Source organism: Listeria farberi, from assembly GCF_014229245.1.
GTDB lineage: Bacteria > Bacillota > Bacilli > Lactobacillales > Listeriaceae > Listeria > Listeria farberi.
In genome coordinates this window covers 143,096-164,576 of the sequence record NZ_JAARZJ010000003.1, presented here as the reverse complement: position 1 = coordinate 164,576, position 21,481 = coordinate 143,096, and the positions used below count along the sequence as shown (strand labels likewise).

Below are 21,481 nucleotides of genomic sequence, written 5' to 3'. Positions count from 1 at the left end.
CCACTTGCGAGTGGGTGTTTTTCATCCTGCCATAAATTGTTCTGGAGTAATCCCTTCCATCCCAATCATCGGATCAATCTCCGTAATATTTTCGGTAGTTAATATTCGTTTATTCGTCATTTGTTCGAGCATTACATCTTCACTCATTAAGCGTTCCGATAGCGTCGTATTCCGCTTATTTTCATCTACACGCTCTACTCCCATACGGAAAGCTTCTTCTTCTCCGCAAAGGATAAGGAATTGTTTGCTTCTGGTAACGCCAGTATACAATAAATCTCTACGTAACATCCGGTAGTAACTACGCACAATTGGCATAATAACTATCGGAAACTCACTTCCCTGTGCTTTATGAATCGAACAACAATAAGCATGGGTCAATTGATTAAATTCTTGCCGATAATAAGAAACCTCTGTTTGATCAAATTGAACGACAATTAAATCTTGTTTCTCTGTATTTTCTTTGGCGTAAATTATCGATACGATTTCGCCAATATCACCATTAAATACATTCTTTTCAGGTTGATTAATTAATTGCAATACTTTGTCGTGAACTCGATACTTAATTTCACCAAATTGCACTTCTTTTCGACGACCAGTGTCATTTGGATTAAAGATTTCTTGTAGTTTTTTATTTAATATATCAATCCCTGCTGGACCGCGATACATTGGAGCCAATACTTGAATATCTTTTGCGCGAAAACCTTTATTTTTAGCATTTTTCACTACTTGTTCCACAACATCGCCAATTTGATTTACTGTACAGTGGAAAAATGACCGATCGGCACTATTTTTCGCAAAATCAGCTGGAAGCATTCCTTCTTTGATATAATGAGCCATTTCAATGATTGAGGAACCATCTTTTTGCCGATAAATATCTGAAAGCGCGACAGTTGGAATTTGTTCTGACTTTAGAATATCTTTTAATACTTGACCTGGTCCAACAGAAGGGAGCTGGTCTTGGTCGCCAACGAGTACTACTTGCATATGAGCAGGTAAAGCGCGGAACAATTGGTTCGCAAGCCAAATATCCACCATTGACATTTCATCCACAATTAACAATCGCCCATCGATTAATCGCTCTGCATCGTCATCCATCTGTTCTTGTCCATTCATTCCAAGTAAGCGGTGAATTGTCATTGCTGGAAGCCCAGTGGATTCAGACATCCGTTTAGCTGCACGCCCTGTTGGAGCTGCGAGTAATACTGGAAAAGTCGCACCATCTTTATAGGCATGCGGATCAAGACTAACTCCATTTAACTCGGCATACAATTCTACAATTCCTTTAATAACAGTTGTTTTCCCTGTTCCCGGCCCTCCTGTAAGGACGAGCATTGGTGACATTAATGCTTGTTCTAATGCCGCGCGTTGAGAATCCCCGTAATGTACGCCAATACGTTCTTCTAGTTCCCCAAGTGCTAATAAAAACTCGGATTGTGGAAATTGTTCTTGATACTCTGTTTGTTTTAACATTCGCTTTACATGGTAAGCAAAACCGCTTTCTGAATAATAAAGTGACGGCATATAGACACGCGTATTTTCTGTAATTATTTTTTGTTCTTCTGCAAGCTTTTCTATTTGTTGCAGTAAAATAGCCTGATCAATCCTAATGCCTTCACTTTCTTCTAGTAGGTAAGTCACTTCCCCGAGCAAAACCTCTTGTTCCATATAGACATGACCTTGCTGCATACAAACGGAATCTAACATAAATAAAATTCCTGCTCTAAGTCGTTCTGGATGGTTTCCGCCAAGTCCAAGCTTACGCCCAAGCTCATCGGCACGCTGGAAACCAATTCCTTTAACATCTTCAATTAATTTATAAGGATTATTTTCTAGCACTTCGATTGCATTTTGTTTATATACCTGAAAAATTTTCATAGACAATTGTGGACCAAAGCCATATTCATTTAAACCAACCATCACATGCTCTAGACCTTGATTTTCTCTAAGGGAAGCAAGCAAGCTTTCCGCTGTTCCAGAAGGTAGTTTAGGAACAGTATTTAACAAACTTGGATCAGATAGTATTTTCGTAATCGCGTCATCGCCAATTGTATCGACAATGTTTTCCGCCGTTACTTTACCAATCCCCTTAAAAAGTTCCCCTGAAAGATAGTTAATCAATCCAGCGCGAGATTGAGGCATTTCTTTTCGAAATCGGTCCGCTTTAAATTGCTGACCAAATTTAGCATGTTCCTGCATTTTCCCGTAAAACGTATATACTTCTTGTTCATGAAGTGCTGGAAAAAAACCAGTTACAATAATATCCTTTTCATCCCAATTCGCATTCGTCTCTTTTACTAGAATTCTTACCACAGAAAAGAGGTTTTCGGCATTATAAAAAATGGTAGACAACATCGTCCCCTTCATGAAAAGTTCATCTGGGGTATCATTAAATAACGCGAGAGATTCTTGTTCAGCCATCTTAAACCGCCTCCTTTCTATAGTTTATTCCGCTTCGTTTTCTAAATCTTGAATAGCATTTAAAGCATTCTCAGCAAGTTCATGCGATGTTCCAGTTGCTAGCGCTCGTTCAAAGTAATTTTTTGCAAGTACGATGTCGCCTTGCCATGCCAGATAAGCAGCTCCGATATTATAAAGTGCATCTGGATCTTCTTGTTTAATAAGAAGTACTCTTTCAAGCATATTAATCGCATCTTCGTAAAACCCGCTACGAGCAAGAACGATACCATATTGAAATAACGCTTCACTATCTTCTGGATTTAATTCGACACTTCTAAGTAAATAAGGCATAGCTAGCGTTAACTCTTCCATTTGAACAAAACTCATTCCTAACATAAAGAATAAATCGCCGTTTTCCATTCCTTGTTTTGTTGCATTTTGGAAGCTATCCGCTGCTTCTTGAAAACATTCTAACTCGTAATATAAATTTCCTAGGCTATAATAAGCCGCCGGAACTGTATCATCTAGTTCAAGAGCTCTTTTGAAAAATAATTCTGCGCGTTCAAAATCATCCATTGATAGTAAAACATTACCAAAATTAATATAACCAACTGGATCACTAGGATGTTCTTCAATTACTTCCGTAAATAGTTTAACTGCTTCTTCTAAATTTCCCTCTTGCATTTGTTTGATTCCTAATTGATTTTTATCCATTTTAAATTCTCCTCTATTTTTCTTGGTTTTTTACAGACGTATTTAACCATGCTACTAGCGCATTTGAAACTTGATCAGTTTGTTCCGCCTCACTAATAGTAGCCTTCCCGTCACCATGCTGAGCTCCGTATGACCCGAATTGCGCATGATTTCCACCTTCAATAGACACAAATGTAGTATCTTTAGGCAAGTATTTTTTATTTTTATCATAAGCATCTTTATTTAAAACATCATCTTTTGTCCCAGTTATGGAAAGCGCTGGGAAAGAGGCATTTTTCAGCGAACCTTTTTTATCAGGATAACTCGCTAAGAAAAACACGCCTTCGATTTCATTCTCGTTTTCATGGGCAAATCGGGAAGACATAACGCCTCCAAGCGAATGACCGCCAATGACAAACTTTTCATCAGGTGCTTCATCAATAATATCAGCCGCACGATTTTTGCCAAATACAGCTAAATTAAGAGGCATCTCAGCAATGTATGTTTTATAACCGCTCGAAGCTAGTTTATTCGCAAGTGGCGCATAGCTCAGTGCATCCACAAAGGCTCCTGGATACAAAATAACGCTAATTCCTGCATCCGACTTTCGCGGAGTAAAAACAAGTATATCATTTTCCTCAAGCACATCCACCGTTTTTGTTGAGTTTGCAGCTTCTTCTGCTACATTTGATGGTTCAGAATTAAAATAAAAATACCCCCAAATAAGAAGACAAAATATAGCTATTGCACTCCCAAAAATCGCTAACTTTTTCATAAAGGACCTCTTTTCCTTGTTTCGCTTAATATTTTACCATAAAAATGCTTTAAAATAACTCATTTGCACAGGAAAAAACCGGAGTCTCGTAGAAAACAAGATTCTCCGGTTCTAATTTTAACCAACATAGTCTAGCTTTGCACCATTTTTCCAAACAGTATCAATAGTTCCTCCGCCTAAGCAAATCTCACCATCATAGAAAACAACTGCTTGACCAGGAGTAATTGCACGCACTGGATCTGCAAAAACTATTTCTGCTGTACCATTTTCACGCATGTGTACAGTTACTTTTGTATCTGTTTGGCGGTAACGGAATTTTGCTGTGCATTCAAATGTTTTTGGTTTTTCTGAATTGGTAGTAAAGGAAATATCTGTTGCAATTAAGGAATCTGAGTACAAGGAATCATGATGGAAACCTTGTTCTACAAATAAAACATTATCTTTTAAATCTTTACCAACAACAAACCAAGGTTCACCGTCTCCACCAATACCTAAACCATGACGTTGCCCAATAGTATAATACATTAAGCCATCATGTTTGCCCAGTACTTCTCCATCCAATGTTCTCATGTCACCAGGTTGTGCCGGAAGATATTCACTTAAAAATTGCTTAAAGTTTCTTTCACCGATAAAACAAATCCCTGTACTATCTTTTTTGTTAGCAGTAGCAAGTCCGGCTTTTGTTGCAATCTCACGTACTTCTGTTTTTTCCATGCCACCAAGAGGAAACATGACTTTTTTCAGTTGATCTTGCGAAAGTTGATTTAAAAAATAAGTTTGATCTTTATTATTATCGACTCCACGAAGCAATTCGATTTCGTCGCCTACTTTTTTCACTTGTGCGTAGTGTCCCGTTGCTACATAATCTGCCCCAAGACTTTCTGCATGTTCCAAAAATGCTTTGAATTTAATTTCTTTGTTACACATGACGTCTGGGTTAGGTGTACGCCCAAGTTTATATTCGTCTAAGAAATAGGTAAATACTTTATCCCAATATTCTTTTTCAAAGTTTACTGCATAATATGGGATGCCGATTTGGTTAGCCACTCGAATGACATCATCATAGTCTTCCGTCGCTGTACAAACACCAAATTCATCTGTATTGTCCCAATTTTTCATGAAAATACCAATAACATCATAACCTTGTTCTTTTAATATATAAGCAGTGACTGATGAATCTACTCCGCCTGACATGCCGACAACTACACGAATGTCACTATTATTTGTACTCAAAGTTCGCTCCTCACCTTCTTAAATTTTCATTAAACGCGTCACGACTTCACTAACTTTCGTAGCCGCTATCTCTATTTCTTCCAAATGATTTCCTAGCCCGAAGCTAATTCGAACTGTTTCTTGAATTGCCGGATGATTTTCTCCAAAAAGAGCTACTAAAACATGAGAAGGATCAACAGTTCCCGCTGTACATGCTGAACCACTAGAAACAGCAATGCCTTCCATGTCTAAATTCATCAGTAATTGCTCAATAGAAACTCCTGGGAAACGCACGCTAAAAACATGTGGTAATGTGTTCGCTTCTAAACCGTTCACTTCAAAATCTAAGCCTGCTGCACGCCAAATTTCCGCCATGCGCTTTTTAAAGGAAACATATTCCTCATTTTTAAGTTCACGTTCATTTGTCATAATAGTAGAAGCTGCACTAAGACCACAGATACCTGCTAAGTTTTCAGTCCCAGCACGACGTTTTCGTTCTTGTTCCCCTCCGTGCATTTGATATGCAAGACGTGTACCATTTTTGACGTATAAAAAGCCTACACCGCGTGGTCCATTTATTTTATGAGAAGAAGTAGTTAATAAATCTACTCCGAGTTCTGTTACATTTATATTTAATAGCCCGTAAGCTTGTACTGCATCTGTATGAAAAACGGCTTGGTGGTCAAGAAGTACAGCACCAATCTCTGCAATCGGCTGAATAGTACCAATTTCATTATTACCATACATAATAGAAACAAGAATTGTATCAGGGCGTAAAGCTTTTTGCACGCTCTCACTAGACACTATCCCATGCTCATCTACTGGTAAATAAGTGACTTCAAAACCTTGTGTTTCAAGATATTCACATGTTTTTAAAACAGCATGATGTTCAATCTGTGAGGTGATAATATGTTTTCTATTTTCTTTATGTGCTAAAGCAGTTCCAATAAGAGCCAAGTTATCGCCTTCTGTACCGCCACTAGTAAAAATAATCTCTTTTTCTTCAGCTTGAATACTTTGGGCAATAGTATGACGTGCTTCATCAAGTGCTTTTCTTGCCTCTCGACCAGCATAATGAATACTAGATGGATTGCCGTACGTATTAGTAATTGCGCCAAGCATCGTTTGGATAACTTCTGGATGAATCGGACTTGTCGCTGCATGGTCTAAGTAAATTCTGTTTTCCATTTTTTATCGCGTCCTTTTTTTAGTGACGAATTCCTTTTCGCCGTTAATCGTTTCTTATTGTAACAGCAATACTCTTGTAAAGTAAAGAGGAATAACTCCTATTTACATACAAAAAAAGAAACCCCAATCGTACCGTTTAGGATTCCCTTCCTTTGAACCCGCTCTCAATTAAAGCAGGTGGGTGCTCTGTCTAACGGTTTGCACTTCCTCGTGTGAAGGCATGTGCGCCGCGCCGGAACTCCAAGCTCCCTAGGTATAAAAAATTGTTCGGTTCAAAAATATCAGGAACTATATCGAATACATTAGGGTTTCTTTTCTTAACTTAGAATACCATATGAAAGACGAAATTTCAATGTTAGCGACTTTTCAGTTTGGTATTTTTTTATTCTTTTTTTGCTTTATTTTCATTAATTTTTTGGTACACACCAGCAATTGTTTGCTCGAATTTAGAAGTGAATTTCGGGTCATAATATAATTTATTTTTGAGCCGATCGGGTAAATATTGTTGATCCACCCATGCATTATCGTAATTATGCGGATACTTGTAATCAATTGCTCGACCAAGTTTTTTAGCCCCCGAATAATGACCATCACGTAAATGATCAGGTACTTCGCCGCTATTTCCCTGGCGAATATCAGCTAATGCTGCGTCAATTGCCATAATAGCAGAATTTGACTTCGGTGAAAGACAGAGTTCAATAACAGCATTTGCAAGCGGAATTCGTGCCTCAGGAAATCCTACTTTTTCTGCTGTTTGAATTGCAGCAAGTGTATGCGCTCCAGCTTGTGGATTTGCAAGACCAATGTCCTCATAAGCCATAACAAGCATTCTCCTGCTAATACTCACTAAATCCCCCGCTTCAATCAAACGTCCCATATAATGAAGCGCTGCATTAACATCACTACCACGAACTGATTTTTGAAAAGCACTTAAAACATCGTAATGAGCATCGCCGTCTTTATCATGTGCAAGACTTTTCTTTTGCAAACACTCTTCCGCCACATCAAGCGTAATATGAATAATCCCGTCCTCATTTGGTTCAGAAGAAATAACAGCAAGCTCCAGCGCATTAAGAGCACTACGTACATCACCATTACTCGCTGTAGCAAAATGTTTTTTCGCAAATTCATCTATTTCCACTTCATAGTTTCCGAGTCCACGTTCTTTATCACGAAGAGCCCGGTCCATTGTTATCATAATATCTTCTACCGTTAAAGGTTTTAACTCAAAAATTTGTGTCCTACTTCGAATTGCAGGATTGATTGCGATATAAGGATTACTTGTCGTTGCACCAATTAAAATAATCGCACCACTTTCAAGCAAAGGAAGTAAAAAATCCTGTTTCGCTTTATCTAAACGATGTACTTCATCCAATAGAAGAATAACAGTACCACTCATTTTCGCCTCGGCTGCTACTACTTCCATATCTTTTTTATTATTTGTTACAGCATTTAACGTACGAAACGCATATTTGGTGCTACCAGCAATCGCACTTGCAATCGAGGTTTTTCCAATTCCAGGCGGTCCATATAATATCATAGAAGATAATTGTTTTGCTTTGACCATCCGATAAATAATTTTATCTTTACCGACTAAGTGCGTTTGTCCCACGATTTCATCTAGCGCTTTCGGGCGCATCCGGTAAGCTAAAGGTTGAATTGCCATATAACCGCTCCTTCTTATTTGCTTGCTTTCTATTATACCATAAGAACACCTGTACGTTCACTCACTTGTTTTCTTTGCCTTCTGACAGTAATTCCGATATAATAGATGCGATATAAGTGTTTTTTGAAATTACTGGAGGTTATATAAAAATGAAAATTACAACAAAGGGCCGTTATGGCTTAACAATAACACTTGAACTTGCGAAAAGGATTGGTGATGGGCCAATCTCTCTTCGCAGTATTGCGCAAGATAAAAATTTATCCGAGCATTATTTAGAACAATTAATCGGACCGCTTCGTAATGCAGGAATCGTCAAAAGCATCCGCGGTGCACACGGTGGATATGTATTAAATGGCGATCCTGAAAAAATTACTGCCGGTGACATTATCCGCACACTGGAAGGGCCTATTGTACTCGTTGAAAGTATGGATGATGAAGAAGCTGCCCAGAGAGAACTTTGGACTCGAATGCGTAATGCTGTCCGCGATGTGCTAGATCAAACTACTCTTGCTGACTTACTAAAACATTCTACTGATTCTGAACTAACTGATGGTTATATGTTTTATATTTAATGGAAAAAGCCTATTTTTTAATAGGCTTTTTATCTACCATTTTGCGGAAACTAACCCATTTATTTATCTGATTATTCTGAAATAAATCTAAAAAAGACCCAATTGAAAACGCTATATGTTAGATAATCTAACCAAATTTATTGAATTGATAAAATATTCTTGCCTTTATTTGAATATAGTGTATTATAAACGCATAAATAAAATATTATATGTTAGTTTATCTAACAAAAAGGAGAGTCGAGTATGGAATCAGTATTTATGTTCTTTTGTACCTTATTGGTTTGGTTGATGACACCAGGGATTGCATTATTTTATGGCGGTATGGTTCGCCGCAAAAACGTGTTAAGTACAGCAATGTATAGTTTTAGTTCGATGGCAATTATTTCTATTCTTTGGGTGATTGTTGGCTACTCGTTAGCTTTTGCACCCGGAAATGGCTTTATCGGCAGTTTCGACTGGACTTTCCTTCATGATGTTGGCTTTGCGGCAAATGACACTTACTCAGATGCAATTCCGCACATTTTGTTTATGATGTTCCAAATGACTTTTGCTATTTTGACTGTTGCCATCATTTCTGGGGCATTTGCAGAACGAATGAATTTCTCCGCCTACTTGATTTTCATTATCCTATGGTCTTTACTTGTTTATTCCCCTGTCGCTCACTGGGTTTGGGGTGATGGTGGTTGGTTACGTAACCTTGGCGCACTTGATTTCGCCGGCGGGAATGTGGTCCATATTAGTTCCGGTGTAACAGGATTAATACTTGCAATTATGATTGGACGAAGGAAAGAAGCCGACTCTGCTTCCCCTCATAATTTACCACTTGCACTTATTGGCGGTATTCTAGTTTGGTTTGGTTGGTATGGATTTAATGTTGGTAGCGCCCTTACAATTGATAATGTAGCTATGATAGCTTTTGTAAATACGAATACGGCAGCTGCTGCAGGTATTATCGGCTGGGGAATGGTAGAATGGTTGACTAATAAAAAGCCAACTATGCTAGGGACCATTTCCGGAGCAATTGCTGGGTTAGTATCTATTACTCCTGCTGCTGGATTCGTTACCGTTCCAAGTTCACTTATCATCGGTTTCCTCGGCGGGGCTCTCTGCTTCTGGGCTGTGTTCTGGTTGAAAGGCAAAGTAAAATATGACGATGCACTTGATGCGTTCGGTCTTCACGGAATCGGAGGTATTTGGGGTGGTATTGCAACCGGACTTTTTGCCACAACAAAAGTAAATGAAGCTGGAGCAGATGGGTTATTTTACGGAAATGCTTCTCTAGTAGTGAAACAATTAATTGCAATCGGCTCAACGGTGGCATATGTAGCTGTAGTAACAGCTATAATCGTCGTAATTATCAAACTATTTTTACCAATTCGTGTAAATGAAGAACAAGAATACAAAGGACTTGATTTGACGCTGCATGGTGAAAAAGCATATCAAGAATAAAGGAGGCAACAATATGTCTGGATTAACAAAAATCGAAATCATTACTCGCCCAAACCGCTTTAATTTATTTCAAAAAGAACTTGCAAAAATCGGAGTAAGCGGACTAACTGTCACAAAAGCACTTGGTACAGGCTTAGAAAAAGGATTTATCGAACTTTATCGTGGTACAAAAAAAGAAAGCAATATTCATGAACGAATGAAAATTGAAATCGTTGTTTCCACGGTGCCTGTTGATGATGTACTTCGAGTCGTTAAAGAAACACTGCGAACTGGGGAGCCAGGTGATGGAAAAGTATTTATTTACCCACTTGCGGAGGTCATTAAAATCAGCACTGGCGAAACTGGAATCGACGCATTACAAGATAAACCATCAAAATGAATAGTTAAAATGGTGAATTAATTAAAAATGGGGCCTCTATTCTAAAAAATCAATGAGAAATGGCGTTTACCCCTTCCGCTTCTTAGCTTTTACACTTATAATGAAAAAGGAAGAACGTTTAGAACAGATAAGGAGGCGCGAAATTCCCTATGCGTAAAATCCCCATTTTCACCCTTCTAGCAGCCATACTACTTTTTGGCGGTTATTACCTCTATCAACATGCTTCGTCAAAAGTAGATGTTACATTTAACTTTGTGGTGGACCAAAAAGATAAAAATAATACCGTCACCGGCAAAATTGATGGTGCTGGAAACAAATCAATTACTTTACCGCTTTCTAAGGAAAGCTGGGATACAGTAGAAAAAGGGAATCGCTACAATGTGGAAGCCACTTTTTATAATAAAAAGAAAATCAGCTCCAGTGAAGCGAAGGAACTTGATGGCCCATTTTGGTCCAATGATTCCAATCAAGGAATATTAGTTAATAAAGTGCACGTCGAAAGTATTCAAGAATTAAGTGATGATTTTTAAAAAAAGAAGCTGAGCGCGGACACTCAGCTTCTTTTTTAGTTAGTTTCTTTTTTTACTGTTTCTAGTTTTAGTTCTGCTAACTGTGCTACACTAACTTCACCTGGTGCATTTGTTAGTGGATCTACTGCACTTCCTGTTTTAGGGAACGCGATAGTATCACGCAAGTTGTTACGACCTGCCAAGATCATAACAATACGATCTAAGCCAAGTGCGATACCTCCATGAGGTGGCGTACCATACTCTAATGCATCCATCAGGAAACCAAATTGTTCTTTTGCTGATTCATCCGTGAAACCAAGCGCGCGGAACATCGATTCTTGTACTTCTTTTTTATAAATACGAAGCGAACCACCGCCAATTTCATATCCATTTAATACGATATCATATGCTTCTGCCATTACTTTGGAAGAATCTGTTTCAAGAAGTGGAATATCTTCTTCTTTTGGTAAAGTGAATGGATGATGCGCCGATACATAACGCCCTGCTTCTTCGTCATACTCAAAGAGCGGCCAATCTGTTACCCAAAGGAAAGCAAGTTCATCTTCATTAATTAAATCTAAGTCTTTCCCTAACTTATTACGAAGCGCTCCAAGCGATGCTGCAACTATATCCGCTTTATCTGCTGCAAATAGCAATAAATCACCATCTTCAGCTTGAAGTGCTGCTTGTAGTTCTGCTGCTTTATCTTCCGGGAAGAATTTAGCAATTGGTCCTTTTAATTCACCAGCTTCAACTTTTAGCCAGGCTAGCCCTTTTGCACCGTAATTAGCAACAAAAACGCCTAATGCATCTAAATCTTTACGAGAGAAATTAGTTGCAGCAGCTTTTGCATTAATCGCTTTTACTTCGCCACCGTTTTCAATAGCTGATTGGAATACTTTAAAATCGACATCTTTTACGACTTCTGAAACGTTTTGTAATTCTAAGCCGAAACGAATATCTGGTTTATCGCTACCAAAACGATCCATTGCTTCTTTATAAGTCATGCGTGGGAATGGTTTTTCAATCGTAATGTTTTTCGCTTCTTTAACAACATCCACTAGCATATCTTCTGTAATCGCTTGAATCTCTTCTTTTGTTAAAAAGCTTGTTTCTAAATCGATTTGTGTGAATTCTGGTTGACGGTCACCGCGCAAGTCTTCATCTCGGAAACAACGTACAATTTGATAATATTTATCAAAACCGGCAGTCATTAATAACTGTTTCAAAATTTGCGGAGATTGTGGTAGTGCATAGAAATTACCTGGGTATACACGACTTGGTACTAGATAATCACGCGCTCCTTCTGGCGTGCTTTTCGTTAAATAAGGTGTTTCAATATCAAAGAAACCAAGTGCATCTAGTTTGTTTCGGAAAGTTCTTGTTACTGTATGGCGCATTTTGAAAATATTATTCATTTCTGGGCGACGCAAGTCTAAGTAGCGATATTTTAGGCGAAGTTCATCAGAAACATTCACGCCGTCTTCAATGTAAAATGGTGGTGTTTTAGAGGTATTTAAAATAGTAATTTCTTCTGCTAAAACTTCTACTTTACCTGTTGCTAACTTATCATTAATCGCTTTTTCCCCGCGAGCATGAACTTTCCCTTTGATAGTAACAACAAATTCATTTCTAACGCTATCTGCAATTTCCAATGCTTCTTTTGAAAATTCAGGATTGAAAACCACTTGGACAATTCCTTCTCGGTCGCGCAAATCAATGAAAATAAGTCCACCTAAGTCGCGACGTTTTTGCACCCAACCATGAAGGATAACACTTTGACCAATATGTGTTTCATTTAATTCACCGCAGTAACTTGTACGTTTTTCCATTTTATTTCTCCTCCTTGGTGTTTGTTAGTTTTTCGATAATAGTTGTTTCCGAAACGGCTTCTTGTTCGCCTGTTTCCATATTTTTTAATTGATAATTACCTGTTTGTAACTCTTCTTCACCTAGAATTACGGTATATATTGCTTTCTTTCTATTGGCATCTTTTAATTGTGCTTTTAATTTTCGTTTTAAATAATCTTTTTCTGCACTAATTCCATTTTGTCTTAATTTATTTACAAGTGTCACTGCTTTTAATTCAGCTTCTGGCTGTGCAGTAATTACATATACTTCTAACGGTTTTGTTTCTGGAATATTGATTTCGGCTTTTTCTAAGGCAAGTAAAATTCGTTCTACGCCAATTCCAAAACCAATCCCTGGTGTATCAGGTCCACCGAATTCTTTGACTAAACCATGATACCTACCACCACCGCAAAGTGTTGTTTTCGCTCCAAATCCTTCTTCCACACTCATAATTTCAAACGTTGTATGATTATAATAATCTAAACCACGAACCATTGTTGGATCAATTTCAAACGGAATTTCTAATGCAGTTAGGTATTTTTTAACATTTTCAAAATATGCAACTGATTCTTCGTTTAAAAAATCCAAAATAGATGGTGCTGTTTGAATAAGCGGATTATCATGATCTTTTTTACAATCTAAGATGCGAAGTGGATTTTTGTGTAATCGTACCTGACATTCTGCACAAAATTCATCAATATGTGGTTCAAAATGCGCAACTAGTGCTTCTCGGTGTTTTAAACGACTTTCTTTGTCACCAAGGCTATTAATGACTAGTTTAATATTAGTTAAACCAATTTTCCTGAAGAACTCCATTGCAAGCGAGATAACTTCTACATCAATGGAAGGATCGTCACTACCAAGTGCTTCGATTCCCATTTGAGTAAATTGGCGTTGTCTTCCGCCTTGTGGGCGTTCATAACGGAACATTGGCTCATTGTAGTACATTTTAATCGGTTGGCTAACTTCGCCGTATAATTTATGTTCAACAAAAGCACGAACGACGGAAGCAGTCCCCTCTGGTCTTAAAGTAAGGCTTCTACCACCTTTATCTTCAAAAGTATACATTTCTTTAGATACGATATCTGTTGAATCGCCCACGCCTCGTTCAAATAACTCCGTATGTTCAAAAACAGGCGTCCTAATTTCTTCGTATTGATAATTTTCACAAACTTTTTTAAATACCGATTCTAAAAAATGCCATTTACTAACTTCTTCTGGCAAAATATCTCGTGTCCCTCTTGGTAATTGCAAATCCATCACCATACCCCTCCTTAAAAATATAAAGAAAAACCCCCGTCACTTGTTATAAAAACAAGGGACGAGAGTTTATTTACACCCGTGGTACCACCCTAATTAGAACTATTAATAAGTCCTCACTTAAGTCAGTTAACGCCTGAATACGTTCTTGTTTACTGTTTTCAACAAGAAACCTCGAGAGTGTCTTTTCGGAAAATGTGACTATCTTTATCCTTTCAGCCAAATGGGATAAATTCTCTGTATAGCATGGATTTTCTTACTTTTCTCTGTCGCTAGTTTTAAATATGAATTATTCTAAGATTACTAAAAACACACTCAAAAGTCAACATTTTGTCAGTTTTTTTATAAATACTCACTTTCTAGTTCCATGAAAGCGCATTTTATGGTAACATTTTACTGTCAGATAAAAGTTTATGAGTATATGGGTGGTGTTAGCTTTAAATGAAGAATAAATTCATTTTTATCACCGTTGTCTCCATTTTATTGATTGCAGCAGGTATTTTTACAACCATTGCAATGGCGAATGCAAATTCCGTCATCGTAAAAGCAGAAGTCTTAAATGTCCGCAGCGGTCCTGGTTTAGCTTATGATGTAACAAGCCAAGCCAGAAAAAATGAAGTACTCCGGGTAGTTGGTGAAGAAAATCAATGGTACAAAGTTCAATTAGATAACGGAAATAGTGGTTGGGTTGCGAGCTGGCTAGTAGAAAATACAGATGTCAGCGCTGCAAGTAATAGTGTCGCTATTGTCTCCTCTGATGGTGGACTAAATGTACGTGAAAAGCCTAGTACTTCAAGTACATCACTTGGATTACTAAATAATGGTGATCAAGTAACTGTAACAAGCCAACAAAATGGCTGGGCGCAAATTCAGTATAACGGTAAAAGTGCATGGGTTAGTTCTCAGTACTTAACTATACGCGAATCTGTAACTAAAGTAGATGAAAGTGAACTTCAAACCGTAACGATTCGAGATGACTCCACAAACATAAGAAATAAACCAGGACGAGATGGAGCCGTTATTGAAAAAGCCAATTCTGGCCAAGGTTTTGCTATTCAAGGGGTTCAAGGTGATTGGTATAAAATCCGCACCACAAGTGGCGAAGAAGGTTATGTGGCTAACTGGGTAGTAGATGTGTCCGACAAAGGTCAAACTTCCAGCCCACGAAGTAAAACAACTAAATTATCCGAAGCAACTATTGTTATTGACCCCGGTCATGGTGGCAATGATCCAGGAGCAAAAGGCGCAAATGGTACAGTAGAAAAAGAAATGACTTTAAAAACAGCCAAAAAACTAAAAGAAAAATTAGAATCAAGAGGCGCTAAAGTAATTTTAACTAGAAACAGTGATAAATATGTTTCCTTAAAATCTCGGACTAATATAGCAGCAAAAAATAACGCAGACGTTTTTATTAGTCTTCATTTTGATAGTTTAGAAGATAGTAGCAAAGGTGTTAGCGGTCAAACTACTTATTATTATGATAATAGTGATAAATCGCTCGCTGAAAGTATTAATACTACGCTTGGAAATAATCTTCCTACTACTAACCGCGGCTCAAGAGTTGGCGATTATTATGTAGTAAGAGAAAATTCTCAACCAGCTGTCCTTCTAGAACTTGGTTACTTAAGTTCTGCAAAAGACGAAAGAAACATTAATTCAGCATCTTATAGAAGCCAAATTGCTGATTCAGTAACTGATGGATTATCTAATTACTTTTCTAACTAAAAAAGCAATCATTCCAGTGATGAAATATCACTAGAATGATCGCTTTTTTTATTTTCGCATTTCTTCAGAGTCTAGCATAATAGTAACTGGGCCATTATTGACAATTTTCACGTCCATAAATGCACCAAACACACCAGTTTCAACTATAAATCCTGCATCGGAAAGTTTGTTATTAAATAAGTTGTACAACCCTTCCGCCTTTTCTCCAGGAGCAGATTTTGTAAAGCTTGGGCGTTTGCCTCTACTAACATCCGCATATAAGGTGAATTGTGAAACGCTGAGAATTGCGCCACCACGTTCGGCTAAAGAAATATTCATTTTCTCTGATTCATCTTCAAAAACTCGTAACCCAATAATTTTTTTCGCCATGTATTCTACTGTTTCTTCATTATCAGTATGAGTAAACCCAACTAATAGACATAGACCTCCAGCAATTTCACTAATAATTTCCCCTTCCACACTGACGGAAGCTTCATAACATCTTTGTAGTAGCACACGCACTTCTTTTCCACTCCTTTAATTCATTAATCTTCTAACTGTATAAACATCTGGAATTTGTTTTATCTTATCCACAACTCGCTGTAAATGATTAATATTATGAATTTGTAGTGTGACAACAAGGGTTGCCATTTTATTATTGTCTACTTTGGCATTGACTCCATTAATATTGGACGTCAAGCTGTTAATAACTTGAAGAATATCATTTAGCAAGCCGTTACGATTATAACCGTAAATTTCAATATCAACATTATAATCATTTTTTGCTTGCGAATCTGTATCTTCCCAGTCTACTTCAATTAAACGTTCTGGTTCAATCGCTTGAACGTTCGGGCAGTCTTGACGGTGGATGGAAATACCACGACCTTTTGTAATATAACCTACAATATCATCACCAGGTACTGGATTACAGCATCTAGAAAGACGAATTAATAAGTTTCCTACCCCTTGAACTACAACACCAGCATTATGTTTAATCTTCAGCTTCTCATTATTAGCATCTGAATTAGACGGTTTATTCTCTGCTTGTGTTAATAGTTTTTCCGTTTCAGCTTCAAGTTCTCGCTCTTTCCGCAGTTTTTCTGTTAAACGATTAGCAACTTGCAAAGCAGTTATGCCATTATAACCAACCGCTGCAAAAAGATCATCTTCATGAGAAAAGTTCAACTTATCAGCTAACTTGCGAAGATTTTCAGTGACCATAATTTTTTTCGGTTCAAACCCAAGTTGTCTAATTTCTTTTTCAACTAAATCTCGGCCTTTTTCAACGTTTTCTTCTTTTGCTTGTCGTTTGAAAAATTGCTTGATTTTATTGCGAGCTTGCGATGTTTGAACTAATTTTAACCAGTCGCGGCTTGGTCCGTAGGAATGTTTAGACGTTAAAATATCAATAATATCGCCTGTTTTTAATTTATAATCTAATGTAACAATTTTTCCGTTTATTTTTGCACCAATCGTTTTGTTTCCGATTTCGGTATGGACGCGGTAAGCAAAATCAAGTGGAACAGAGCCATTTGGTAACTCATATACATCCCCTTTTGGTGTGAAAACATAAACAACATCAGAAAATAAATCGAGTTTTAAGCTTTCCATGAACTCTTCAGCGTTATCCGATTCGTTTTGATATTCTAAAATTTCGCGGAACCAAGTAAGCTTGTTATCAAAAGAAGTTTTTGAATTAACAACTTTTCCTTCTTTATATGCCCAGTGAGCAGCGACACCGTATTCAGCGATTTGATGCATTTCATGGGTCCTGATTTGCACTTCAAGCGGTTCGCCTTGAGGTCCAATTACTGTCGTATGAATGGATTGATACATATTAGATTTAGGCATTGCAATATAGTCTTTAAAACGGCCTGGCATTGGTTTCCAGCGCGTATGAATAATCCCAAGCACAGCATAACAATCTTTAATACTACTAACAACAATACGGACCGCAAGCAAATCATAAATTTCATTAAATTGCTTATTTTGCTCCGACATTTTTCGGTAAATAGAATAGATATGCTTTGGTCTTCCAGAGATATCAGCTTGAATGTTTAATTCGTCTAAATTTTCATTTACCCCGTCTATAACATCATGTAAATAGCGCTCTCTGGCATCTCTTTTTTGTTTCATTAAATGAACAATGCGGTAATATTGTTGTGGATTTAAGTAACGTAACGCAGTATCTTCTAATTCCCATTTAACTCGTGAAATCCCTAAACGATGCGCCAGTGGAGCAAATATTTCTAAGGTTTCATTCGCAATTCTTCGTTGCTTCTCAACTGGTAGATGTTTTAAAGTACGCATATTGTGTAATCGATCGGCAAGCTTTATTAAAATGACTCGAATATCTTGCGCCATTGCAATAAACATTTTTCGGTGATTTTCAGCTTGTTGCTCTTCATGCGATTTATATTTAATTTTACCTAATTTTGTAACGCCATCCACTAGCATGGCAACTTCTTCCCCAAAAACTTCTTCTAAGTCAGCTAGTGTAACGGGAGTATCTTCTACGACATCATGTAAAAATCCTGAAGCAACAGTCGATGGATCCATTTTCAGCTCTACTAAAATGCCAGCAACTTGAATTGGATGAATAATATACGGCTCACCTGATTTACGAAATTGTTCTTTATGAGAATCGCGCGCAAATTCATACGCTTTTTTCACAAGCGCAAGATGTTCCTGATTCATATAATGAGAAGCCATATCAATGACTTGCTCAGCTGTCAGATTTTGTTCTTTCGCCATTTACATTCACCCTCTTATTTCTATGTCATCTATATCCAACTTAAAAACACCCAATAACTGAGTGTTCTTAAAAAAGATTCTTGTATTACATTATAGCATGTCACTTGTTTGTTTATAAAGTACTTTTCCTTGTTTTTCCACATTTTCTAGTGGTTTAAAGATTTTTTATGAAAAAACTACTCCTAAAATATCAGGAGTAGTTTGTTTTTTATAATTTCATCAAAATTAAACGATCGTAACCATTTAATTTTTTATGTCCTTCAAGTTCTTTTAGTTCGATTAGGAAAGCACAACCAGCAACAATACCACCTAATTCTTCTACTAGTTTGATGGTAGCTTCAATAGTTCCACCAGTTGCTAATAAATCATCTGTAATTAAAACGCGTTGACCAGGTTTAATGGCATCGCTATGCATGGATAATTTATTAGTACCATATTCTAAATCATACTCCATTTCAATCGTTTCACGTGGAAGTTTACCTGGTTTACGGACTGGAGCAAATCCAATTCCTAGCGCATAAGCAACAGGACAGCCAATAATAAAGCCACGTGCTTCTGGACCAACAATTATATCGATTTTTAATTCTTTTGCGTACTCCACAATTTTATCCGTAGCAAAACGATATGCTTCTCCGTCATTCATAAGTGGCGTAATGTCTTTAAAAACAATCCCTTTTTTCGGCCAATCGTTCACAATCGCTACGTAATCTTGTAAATCTTTAATTTCCATTTTCTAGTTCCTCCGCATTCGGGTAAATTGATGTTTCCATCATTGATTTTATCCAACTATGAAGCTCAGTATAATTGGAGTATAACAGTTTTTTTCTAGTAGTTATTTCTTCTACTTTTTGTTGATAAACTAAGGATTCGTCCAAATTACGTTTTTCAACAACTTGGTTAATAATAATCTGACCACTATCCATTTTAGCAAATTCTAAATCAAAAAACACCTTTGACATGAAATCTATTTGTTCTTTGTTCCAGCCAAACTTTTGTATAAGCCTTGGGGTATATTTTTCGATTGGAAATGGTTGGAATTTTTTTATTAAACTATATAGCTCAGCAAATGCTCCCCGGTCGGGTATTGCTGGGATTTGATTACCTTCAGAAGCATCAAAATGAACAAAGATTCGCTCTGGTTTTGTTTCGCGCACAATTTCTTCTATTAACTCTACTTTCGCCGGCATATCAGCAAAAACTAATTCCTCAGTTTGAAAATCTGCTGTAAAACCTTTCGTTTCATCGACCAATATATATTTTTGTTCTGCGAGAGTTGTAACCGTTCTTTCTTCAAAACAAACAAAAAGTCGCTGCTCATTTTGTTCTTGTAAAATTCTAGACCATTCGGCTTTATTTCGCACATCAAAAAGCTGCCAGTGCGGTATGTGAATATCTATCATGCGAAGTTGTGGCTTTTTAATATTATTCCATTCATTGATGGAAAGCTCCCCGACAACATCTACTGCTGCATGAGGAGATATTTTCTCTACTAAATCGCCAACACCAAAGCCAATAGCATCTAAACTTGCATCACTATCTTCATTTGCAAGCATCGTTTTTAGATGGGTTTTATCCGCCCCAATTCTTTTGGTTCCTTTTAAATTCATCTTTTCTAATAGGAAAATTGGTTTTGGATTATCCATTCCAAAAGGTGCTAATTTCTCTACTTGTGCTATAAAAGAAACAGAGATATCAGCAAGATTTATTTTTTCTTCTATTTTTAAAGCAGGTCGAAAATCTTCATCAGATAGGTGATTAGCATCCTCTTGTAGCTTGTTTTCAAGTTCAGCTAAGTTTTCTGCTGGTAAAGTAAGTCCTGCTGCCATTGGATGCCCACCAAAAGCAGTCATTAATACTCTATGTTTATCTAGCGCTTTGTACAAGTGAAAAGCCTCTACACTGCGCCCAGAACCTTTTGCTATACCTGTTACAGGATCAATTCCAAGTACAATAGCAGGTCGAGAATAAATACTAACTAATTTGGAAGCTACAATTCCTAATATACCAGTATTCCAACCTTCTCCGGAGACGACTATAACATTTCCAAGAGATTCTTTTGCCTCAATTGCAGCTATCGCTAATTTCGTCACATCTACAACAACTTGTTTACGTTCTTTATTTGCATCATCTATTTCTTCAGCTAGAAATAATGCCTCTTCTTCGTCTTCTGTTAAAAGTAAATCAGCGGCAGGATCAGCTGGGCCAAGACGACCGACAGCATTAAGTCGCGGCGCAAGTCCAAAACCGATCGTTTCTTCTGTAGCTTCTTCTAATTTCAAACTTGCTTTTTTTGCTAGTACCGCAAGACCTAAGTTAGCATTCTCACGTAATTGACGTAAGCCTAATTGAACTAAAAGGCGATTTTCATCAGTTAACGAAACTAAATCCGCCACTGTTCCAACTGCGACCAAATCAAGTAGTTCTTTTGGTTCCTCGCCAAGAAGAGCATGAGATAATTTATAAGCAACGCCGACTCCAGCGAGCTCCTCAAATGGATACGCAGATTTAGGATGTTTTGGATGAATAACGGCAATAGCTTCTGGCATAACTTCACGTGGTTCATGGTGATCCGTTACAATGACATCTAGCCCGATTTCCTTCGCATGCGTCATAACTTCTAGTGCAGCAATCCCATTATCCACCGTGATAATTAAATCGACGCCTTGACTTTTCGCCATATTAAATGCATCAATATTCGGCCCATATCCTTCTGTAAAACGATTTGGAATATAAAATTCGGCATTTGCTCCCAAATGTCGTAGTGTCTTCATTAAAACAGCAATACTTGTCACTCCATCAGCATCATAATCTCCGTAGACTAAAATCTGTTCATTTGAGTCAATTGCTTGTTTAATCCGAGCAACAGCTAGATCCATTTCAGCAAATAAAAATGGGTCGTAACTTTCATATTTCTCTGGGTGGAAAAATTTATCGAATTGTCCTTGCGTTGTAATTTTTCTTTTCCAAAGTAATTTTGCAAGTGGAAGCGAGATTTTTAATTGTTCGGCTAGTTGGCTAGCTCTCTCGTCGCTTGCTTCCTCGATATTCCATACGTATTTTGAATGAATCACT

17 protein-coding genes, 1 other RNA gene and 1 other annotated feature are annotated in these 21,481 nt (G+C 37.4%); of the genes, 5 read left to right on the top strand and 13 right to left on the bottom strand.

Annotated elements, in window-relative coordinates:
• Positions 1–21: 21 nt before the first annotated feature.
• The 7 genes from recD2 to HCB45_RS03885 all read right to left on the bottom strand — a co-directional run bounded on the left by recD2 (position 22) and on the right by HCB45_RS03885 (position 7,931).
• Positions 22–2,418, bottom strand: a complete 2,397-nt coding sequence (recD2, locus tag HCB45_RS03915) for an SF1B family DNA helicase RecD2 (protein ID WP_185618912.1) — start codon at positions 2,416–2,418, stop codon at positions 22–24.
• A gap of 24 nt (positions 2,419–2,442) precedes the next feature.
• Positions 2,443–3,081: a tetratricopeptide repeat protein gene (locus HCB45_RS03910; RefSeq protein WP_185618985.1), complete on the bottom strand. Its 639-nt coding sequence runs from the start codon at positions 3,079–3,081 to the stop codon at positions 2,443–2,445.
• Between the two features lie 43 nt (positions 3,082–3,124).
• Entirely contained in the window at positions 3,125–3,865 is a 741-nt protein-coding gene (locus HCB45_RS03905) for an alpha/beta hydrolase (RefSeq protein ID WP_185618907.1), read from the bottom strand.
• A 117-nt stretch (positions 3,866–3,982) separates the two neighbouring features.
• A complete protein-coding gene (gene mnmA, locus HCB45_RS03900; protein ID WP_185618904.1) occupies positions 3,983–5,098 on the bottom strand; it encodes a tRNA 2-thiouridine(34) synthase MnmA in 1,116 nt (371 codons plus the stop codon).
• 18 nt (positions 5,099–5,116) lie between these two features.
• Complete coding sequence (locus HCB45_RS03895) at positions 5,117–6,265, bottom strand: cysteine desulfurase family protein (RefSeq protein ID WP_185618901.1); 1,149 nt, start codon at positions 6,263–6,265, stop codon at positions 5,117–5,119.
• Between the two features lie 116 nt (positions 6,266–6,381).
• Positions 6,382–6,577: non-coding RNA, 6S RNA (gene ssrS, locus HCB45_RS03890), on the bottom strand.
• Positions 6,578–6,647: 70 nt separating this feature from the next.
• Positions 6,648–7,931, bottom strand: a complete 1,284-nt coding sequence (locus HCB45_RS03885; RefSeq protein ID WP_003766983.1) for a replication-associated recombination protein A — start codon at positions 7,929–7,931, stop codon at positions 6,648–6,650.
• A 149-nt stretch (positions 7,932–8,080) separates the two neighbouring features.
• Between HCB45_RS03885 and cymR the strand changes: the two genes are divergently transcribed.
• The 4 genes from cymR (at position 8,081) to HCB45_RS03865 (ending at position 10,861) form a co-directional block, all read left to right on the top strand.
• Positions 8,081–8,503, top strand: coding sequence for a cysteine metabolism transcriptional regulator CymR (gene cymR / locus HCB45_RS03880; RefSeq protein ID WP_185318835.1), 423 nt, complete (start codon positions 8,081–8,083; stop codon positions 8,501–8,503).
• A gap of 243 nt (positions 8,504–8,746) precedes the next feature.
• Positions 8,747–9,952: an ammonium transporter gene (locus HCB45_RS03875; protein WP_185318836.1), complete on the top strand. Its 1,206-nt coding sequence runs from the start codon at positions 8,747–8,749 to the stop codon at positions 9,950–9,952.
• Positions 9,953–9,965: 13 nt separating this feature from the next.
• On the top strand, positions 9,966–10,331 hold the full coding sequence (locus HCB45_RS03870; protein WP_185318837.1) for a P-II family nitrogen regulator: 366 nt from the start codon (positions 9,966–9,968) through the stop codon (positions 10,329–10,331).
• A gap of 149 nt (positions 10,332–10,480) precedes the next feature.
• Positions 10,481–10,861, top strand: a complete 381-nt coding sequence (locus HCB45_RS03865) for a hypothetical protein (protein WP_185318838.1) — start codon at positions 10,481–10,483, stop codon at positions 10,859–10,861.
• A gap of 35 nt (positions 10,862–10,896) precedes the next feature.
• Here the strand turns inward: HCB45_RS03865 and aspS are convergent, their stop codons facing one another.
• Positions 10,897–12,672 (bottom strand): aspartate--tRNA ligase, encoded by a 1,776-nt coding sequence (gene aspS, locus HCB45_RS03860; RefSeq protein ID WP_185318839.1) that lies wholly within the window; start codon positions 12,670–12,672, stop codon positions 10,897–10,899.
• Position 12,673: 1 nt separating this feature from the next.
• Positions 12,674–13,951 (bottom strand): histidine--tRNA ligase, encoded by a 1,278-nt coding sequence (hisS, locus tag HCB45_RS03855; RefSeq protein ID WP_185318840.1) that lies wholly within the window; start codon positions 13,949–13,951, stop codon positions 12,674–12,676.
• Between the two features lie 54 nt (positions 13,952–14,005).
• Positions 14,006–14,233: a binding site (T-box leader), on the bottom strand.
• Between the two features lie 159 nt (positions 14,234–14,392).
• Here hisS and HCB45_RS03850 point away from each other — a divergent pair.
• On the top strand, positions 14,393–15,676 hold the full coding sequence (locus HCB45_RS03850) for an N-acetylmuramoyl-L-alanine amidase family protein (protein ID WP_185318841.1): 1,284 nt from the start codon (positions 14,393–14,395) through the stop codon (positions 15,674–15,676).
• Between the two features lie 48 nt (positions 15,677–15,724).
• Here HCB45_RS03850 and dtd read toward each other — a convergent pair whose 3' ends face one another.
• The 4 genes from dtd to recJ form a co-directional block, all read right to left on the bottom strand.
• Positions 15,725–16,177: a D-aminoacyl-tRNA deacylase gene (gene dtd / locus HCB45_RS03845; RefSeq protein WP_185318842.1), complete on the bottom strand. Its 453-nt coding sequence runs from the start codon at positions 16,175–16,177 to the stop codon at positions 15,725–15,727.
• Between the two features lie 15 nt (positions 16,178–16,192).
• A complete protein-coding gene (locus HCB45_RS03840) occupies positions 16,193–18,409 on the bottom strand; it encodes a RelA/SpoT family protein (protein ID WP_003762388.1) in 2,217 nt (738 codons plus the stop codon).
• 208 nt (positions 18,410–18,617) lie between these two features.
• On the bottom strand, positions 18,618–19,139 hold the full coding sequence (locus HCB45_RS03835; RefSeq protein WP_003723528.1) for an adenine phosphoribosyltransferase: 522 nt from the start codon (positions 19,137–19,139) through the stop codon (positions 18,618–18,620).
• On the bottom strand, positions 19,129–21,480 hold the full coding sequence (gene recJ / locus HCB45_RS03830) for a single-stranded-DNA-specific exonuclease RecJ (protein ID WP_185618898.1): 2,352 nt from the start codon (positions 21,478–21,480) through the stop codon (positions 19,129–19,131). The genes HCB45_RS03835 and recJ overlap by 11 nt, the downstream gene beginning before the upstream one ends.
• Position 21,481: the final 1 nt, after the last annotated feature.